The organism is uncultured Rhodococcus sp. (assembly GCF_963525155.1).
Lineage (GTDB): Bacteria > Actinomycetota > Actinomycetes > Mycobacteriales > Mycobacteriaceae > Rhodococcus_F > Rhodococcus_F qingshengii.
The window spans coordinates 24,875-31,118 of sequence record NZ_CAURKP010000049.1; the positions used below are offsets into that span (position 1 = coordinate 24,875).

The 6,244-nt window shown below is 62.1% G+C and carries 5 protein-coding genes; 4 read left to right on the plus strand and 1 reads right to left on the minus strand.

Annotated elements, in window-relative coordinates:
- Positions 1–32: 32 nt before the first annotated feature.
- Together RWT78_RS12825 and RWT78_RS12830 are read left to right on the plus strand one after the other, a co-directional pair.
- Complete coding sequence (locus RWT78_RS12825) at positions 33–1,358, plus strand: UDP-glucose/GDP-mannose dehydrogenase family protein (protein WP_314676004.1); 1,326 nt, start codon at positions 33–35, stop codon at positions 1,356–1,358.
- A gap of 129 nt (positions 1,359–1,487) precedes the next feature.
- Positions 1,488–2,912: a polysaccharide biosynthesis tyrosine autokinase gene (locus RWT78_RS12830; protein WP_314676006.1), complete on the plus strand. Its 1,425-nt coding sequence runs from the start codon at positions 1,488–1,490 to the stop codon at positions 2,910–2,912.
- On the opposite strand, the gene RWT78_RS12835 is transcribed toward RWT78_RS12830, so the two are convergent.
- Complete coding sequence (locus RWT78_RS12835) at positions 2,884–3,408, minus strand: protein-tyrosine-phosphatase (protein WP_003943651.1); 525 nt, start codon at positions 3,406–3,408, stop codon at positions 2,884–2,886. The two genes, RWT78_RS12830 and RWT78_RS12835, sit on opposite strands and share 29 nt — an antisense overlap.
- Before the next feature lie 108 nt (positions 3,409–3,516).
- Between RWT78_RS12835 and RWT78_RS12840 the strand changes: the two genes are divergently transcribed.
- Both RWT78_RS12840 and RWT78_RS12845 read left to right on the plus strand, forming a co-directional pair.
- Positions 3,517–4,836: a UDP-glucose/GDP-mannose dehydrogenase family protein gene (locus RWT78_RS12840; RefSeq protein ID WP_230359586.1), complete on the plus strand. Its 1,320-nt coding sequence runs from the start codon at positions 3,517–3,519 to the stop codon at positions 4,834–4,836.
- A 149-nt stretch (positions 4,837–4,985) separates the two neighbouring features.
- The coding region (locus RWT78_RS12845) for an Hsp70 family protein (RefSeq protein ID WP_314676007.1) at positions 4,986–6,244 on the plus strand (1,259 nt) is incomplete at its 3' end.

Here is a 6,244-nt window from a genome sequence, read left to right on the forward strand (position 1 = left end):
TCGCACACTCTCGAGAAAGCAGATCGAGCAACATGAGCACTCGCATAGCAGTATTCGGCACGGGATACCTGGGCGCGACACACGCGGCCTGTATGGCCGAACTCGGTCACGAGGTCCTCGGAGTGGATGTCGATGCGGCAAAGCTGGAGAAACTGGCAGCAGGTGAAGTTCCGTTCTACGAGCCAGGGTTGGGCGAGGTCCTACGAAACAACATCGATCGAGGGCGACTGAAGTTCACGTCGTCGTACGAGGAAGCCGCAGAATTTGCGGACGTGTTCTTCCTCGGGGTCGGTACGCCGCAGAAAAAGGGTGAGTTCGCCGCGGACATGGTCTACGTGGATGCCGTGATCGAGACTTTGGCGCCGCTGCTCACCAAGCCCTCGGTCATCTTCGGCAAGTCCACGGTACCGGTGGGCACCGCGGAACGGCTCGGTAAGCGCGCGCGCGAACTGGCACCGATCGGTGACGGCGTCGAAGTCGCGTGGAATCCCGAGTTTCTGCGTGAAGGATTTGCCGTCCAGGACACGTTGCACCCGGACCGACTTGTGCTCGGAGTCGATCGAAATGTCCGCGGTCGAGCGGAATCTGTTGCGCGCGAAGTCTATGCAGAGCTCATCGATTCGGAGATTCCGTTTCTCGTCACGGACCTTGCGACGGCGGAGTTGGTGAAAGCGTCAGCGAACGCTTTCCTGGCCACCAAGATCTCGTTCATCAACGCCATCTCCGAAGTGTGCGAGGCTGCGGGCGCCGACGTCACAGTGCTCGCCGACGCGATCGGGCACGACGTTCGGATCGGACGTCGATTCCTCAACGCGGGAATTGGTTTCGGCGGAGGGTGTTTGCCGAAGGACATCCGGGCCTTCATGGCTCGCGCCGGTGAACTCGGTGCCGACCAAGCACTGACGTTCCTGCGCGAAGTCGACAATATCAATATGCGCCGACGTACACGCATGGTCGAACTGGCGCGGGAGGCATGCGGATCGCTTCTCGGTGCGAGAGTCGCAGTTCTGGGTGCCGCGTTCAAACCGGACTCGGACGACGTTCGTGATTCGCCGGCGCTCAACGTCGCGGGTCAGATTCAGCTCCAAGGTGCTGCAGTGAACGTGTACGACCCAAAGGCCATGGACAATTCGCGCGCGCTGTTCCCGACGCTGACCTACTCGGCAAATGCATTGGAGGCCTGCGAAGGTGCCGATGTCGTCCTGGTATTGACCGAGTGGCCCGAATTCTTGAAGTTGCAGCCGTCCGATCTCGATTCGGTGGTTCGCAAGAAAGTGATCGTCGACGGGCGCAATTGCCTTTCCCCCGACGAGTGGCGAGGCGCAGGTTGGAACTACCGCGGACTGGGACGCCCGTGAGCACAGGACGTCTCGTCCGTCGCAGCTGATCTATATCGAAATGAGAAAGCCCGGTTCGCCCTCGCGGTCCGACCGGCAAAGACCGCTCAGACCCGCAGTGGACATGCGTGAGCCGAAGGAGACATCAAGATGGAAATTGTCGACTACCTGAAGATAGTGCAAGCCAGATGGCGAATAGTCGCTGCTGTAACCGTGCTCGGAATCCTGGGAGCCCTTTGCGCTTCTCTTCTTTCGACGCCCGTTTACCAGGCCTCGACGAGGCTGTTCGTTTCGACGTCGGCGGGTACCTCGGTCAACGAGGCACTGCAGGGCAGTCAACTTTCACAGCAGCGAGTTCTGTCCTATACAAAACTCCTGACCGGCCGAACACTCGCACAGCGGACGATCGACGAACTGGGACCGAGGGTGGTCGGCGGGATGTCGGCTGACGAGTTGGCCTCCAAGGTCACTGCGACGTCGGCGCCCGACACTGTGTTGATCGACCTCGCAGTCAAGGACGCGTCACCGGAACTCGCACGCGAGATCGCAAACACTCTCTCATCCGAATTCGTGGCATTGGCAAAGGAACTGGAGACACCCGAGAACGGCGGAACACCGCCTGCACGTGTGGTCGTCGAACAGCAGGCTCAACAGCCGACTGTTCCGGTGTCACCCAAGACTTCGCGCAACCTCGCGCTCGGCGCAGTGGCGGGACTGGTTGTGGGGATCGCGCTTGCGTTGATTCGTGATCGACTCGACAACACGGTGAAAGATCGTCGAACTGTAGAAGAGATCGCGGGTTCGGCGATGGTGGGCACGATCCCGTTCGACAAGGACGTCGAAGTCAATCACGCGATCGCTTTCAGTGACGGAAGTTCCGTGAGTGCCGAAGCCTTCCGTGAGTTGCGCACCAACCTTCAGTTCCTCGAGGTGGACCATCCACCGCGTGTCATCGTCGTCACGAGTTCGCTTCCCTCCGAAGGTAAGACGACCACGGCCGTGAACATCGCTCTCGTCTTGGCGGAGGCCGGCAAATCAGTGTGCCTGATGGAGGGCGACCTCCGGAAGCCGCGAGTATCGAAGTATTTGGGATTGCTCGGAAGTGTCGGCGTCAGTTCGGTGCTCTCCGGTCAAGCGACGCTGGACGATGTGCTTCAGCCGACCGAGTTCGACGGGCTGACAGTGCTCGCCTCCGGACCGATCCCGCCGAACCCGAGCGAACTACTCGGCACGGACACGGCCAAACATGTTCTCGAGGAACTGCGGGCGCGATACGACTACGTCATCATCGACGCCTCGCCGTTGCTACCCGTCACGGATGCCGCGGTCCTGGCCGCGATGTCGGACGGTGCCCTGGTGATCGCCCGACACGGCTCCACGAAGTGCGATCAACTGGCGCGCGCGGTCGGAAACCTACAGAGTGTGGGTGCGCACGTCCTGGGCACTGTCATCACGATGACGCCGTCTCGCGGACGCAATGCGTACGAGTACAGCTACTACTACGAGTCGGACAAGTCGCTACCGCAGTTGACCGCGGTGCCCGCGCTCAACGCTCACCGAAGCGAAGTCGGCTGAGCAGCGGGCCGAGGAGATCGGCGATCTCAAGTCCGATCTCGTGAAACACGTTCTCTTCCTTACCCATCGGATCCATGACGTCCTCGGGTTCGGTGGCACGAAATCGGGGTCTGGCGGCGGCGAGGTCCTCGACAGTTCCTGCATCTGCGAGCGAGCCCAACCGTGCGGCTTCTCGAAGTGTGAACGTGCGCTTGAGCCGCGCCGGAGCCATCGCCAGGACTTTGTCTCGCTGACTTTCGGTCATCGTGAGAATGAGGTCGGCGTCCGACGCCAGCGCTGCTGTCATGCGTCGGGCTTGAAACTCCGTGGGGTCGCCGCCGAGCCCCGCGAGAACCCTCGCAGCAGTTGGCTCGATCGGGTGTCCGACCATCGCCCGGGTTCCGGCACTCGACGCGGTGAATCCGGTGACCCCGGCTTCGGCGGCATAAGCACGTGCAAGGCGTTCGCCCGTGGGTGATCGGCAGATGTTTCCCGTACAAACGAAGAGAACGTGCATGGCAGAAGCATAGGTTGCACACGCGACGCACTCGTCGTACGCCCGATGTTGGTTTCGCGCCCACCTGGCGTACGCGTTTCGGAAAGTTCGGACGCATACCAACAACACATGAAGATGACCGTGTTCGGAACGGGATACCTGGGGGCGACCCACGCAGTGTGTATGGCCGAACTTGGCCACGACGTGCTGGGAGTCGACATCGACCAGTCCAAGGTCGACAAGTTGTCTCGTGGGGAGGTCCCGTTCTTCGAGCCGGGTCTGACCGACATGCTGGAGAAGAATCTGGCGTCGGGTCGGCTGCAGTTCACGACTTCCTACTCCGATGCCGCGGATTTTGCGGACATCCATTTCGTCGGTGTGGGGACGCCTCAGAAGAAGGGGGAGTACGCCGCAGATCTGAGTCATGTTCATTCGGTGATCGACATGTTGGCGCCGTTGTTGCGAAAGCCTTCGCTGATAGTCGGGAAGTCGACGGTGCCGGTAGGCACGGCAGCGGCTCTCGGCGAGCGGCTCCGAGCGACTGCGCCGGCGGGTGGCTCGGTAGAGGTGGCCTGGAATCCGGAGTTCCTGCGTGAAGGACACGCGATCGCGGATACCTTGAGCCCTGACCGGTTGGTTCTGGGGATCGATCGTGACCGGCCGGGAAACGCCGAAGGCGTTCTTCGCGAGGTGTATGCCGAGATACTGGGCGCGGGGGTGCCGTTCCTCGTGACCGATCTGGCGACGTCCGAGTTGGTCAAGGGATCTGCGAACGCGTTTCTCGCGACCAAGGTGTCCTTCATCAATGCGATTGCGGAGGTGTGCGAGGCGACCGGCGCCGACGTCACGATGTTGGCCGACGCTCTCGGGTACGACGCTCGGATCGGTAGACGGTTCCTCAATGCGGGCTTGGGGTTCGGCGGTGGGTGCCTGCCGAAGGACATTCGGGCGTTCATGGCACGCGCCGGGGAGTTGGGTGTCGACCAGGCGCTGTACTTCCTCCGCGAGGTCGACAGCATCAACATGCGACGACGGACAAAAGCTGTGGAACTGGTGACGGCAGCCTGCGATGGCAGTTTGCTGGGAGCTAACGTGTCGGTGCTGGGAGCTGCGTTCAAGCCCGAATCCGACGATGTGCGCGATTCGCCTGCGCTCAACGTTGCAGGAATGATGCAGTTGCACGGGGCGGCGGTCACCGTTTTCGATCCGAAGGCCATGGATAATTCTCGCCGACTGTTTCCCACCCTTCACTACGCAACCTCCACGTCAGAAGCTTGCAGGAATGCTGATGTGGTCTTGATCGCCACTGAATGGGACGAGTTCGCCTCACTCGTGCCCGCCAATTTGGAACCACTCGTTCGGCGGCGGGTGATCGTTGACGCCAGAAATTGCCTCGATCCGGACCTGTGGCGCGCCGCCGGTTGGAACTATCGCGGATTGGGGCGGTAGGTCGAACGTCCAGGTAGCGAAAAAATAGCTGCGAGAAGGCCTTAGGTGAGATGCGCGAACCTCGCAGACCATGCCCAGTGGGTAGACTTCCGGCCGGGGAATGACGGGGTCTGGTGACGGAACCCGTCGACGGTCGACGAAGGTGGATCATGAACTTGGTTTTGGGTGTGACGGTGGGAGCCAGCGCTGTGCGTTTGGCGCGCCCGGGGACGCCCGACCACAGTGGTCCGGTGTTCCGATCCAGAGCGGTCGATCGAGGCCGCGAGATTCCCGAGGAAGTCGCAGCGGAGGCAACCGGCGTGGCCTTGACCGAGAATGCCGACCTCGGCAGCAATACGGTCGTCGCTTACCGGGATCAAGCGCAGGCCGGAGCACTCCAAACAGCGTTCGAACAGAAAGGCATCGACAACTTCGAGCTGGTTCCCGAAGTAGTCGCGACGCTTCGAATGCTCGAGGAGTCCGGTGCGTTGACCGACCAGAGCACACTCGTCGTCGTCGACATCGGTAGTTCTGGATCGACGATCAGCATTGTGGACAGGCAGATGCGGTCTACCGTCGTCACCGCCCGGTCGACGCGGGTCAGTGGAGATCACTTCGACGAGCTCGTCTACTCGGATCAGACCGTGCGTCGCCGTATAGCTACGCCGGCCGACCCGGGCGGCGATGCCGAACTGCAGGCGCGATGCCGACTCGCGAAGGAACAGCTGTCCTCACGAAGTGCGGTGTGCCTGCCCGGCCCCGGCGGGCTTCTCCTGCTGTCGCGGGAAGTTTTCGATTCGTTGGTCATCACGTCGGTGGAGGCCTTCGCACGCGAGATACGAGAGGTCATCGCAACGTCCGGCCGTAACCCCGACGCGATTCTCCTGATCGGTGGCGGTGCACGCATTCCGATCGTGCGGGCGACCCTCGCCGCGTGGCTGGAGTGCCCCCTCATCGCGCCCGAGCAGCCGGAACTCGTGACTGCGCAAGGCGCTGCGCTGATCGCGGAGTCGTCGATGACGCCATCGGCGCGCGCGGTATCTGCCCCGGTTCAGGTTCCGGCTGTAGCGCCGATCTTTGCGCCGTATCCGATCCACACCCCGGCGGAGGTACCCGTTCCGGTTCAGGCGTTCAGCCACGGAGGGGTCGCAACGCTCGCGGAATCGGAGCGGCCAAATGCCTTGTCCGAAGTCACTTCCGGCACGAAGTCCGTTCCGCAAGAACAGGTGCCGAGCCCTTACGCGGCGGAACTGCCTCAGCCGCGACCGAACCGACACGAGCAACGATTCGATCCGGCCGCAGATCTCGTGGTCGCCGACAGCGACCAGGCCACGGACGGATTCGGCACAGAACGTGACGCAGACACCGAGGCCGTGATGGTTGACGCCCAGGCGTACTCGGCGATGTACGAAGGCGAGGCACCCGGGGC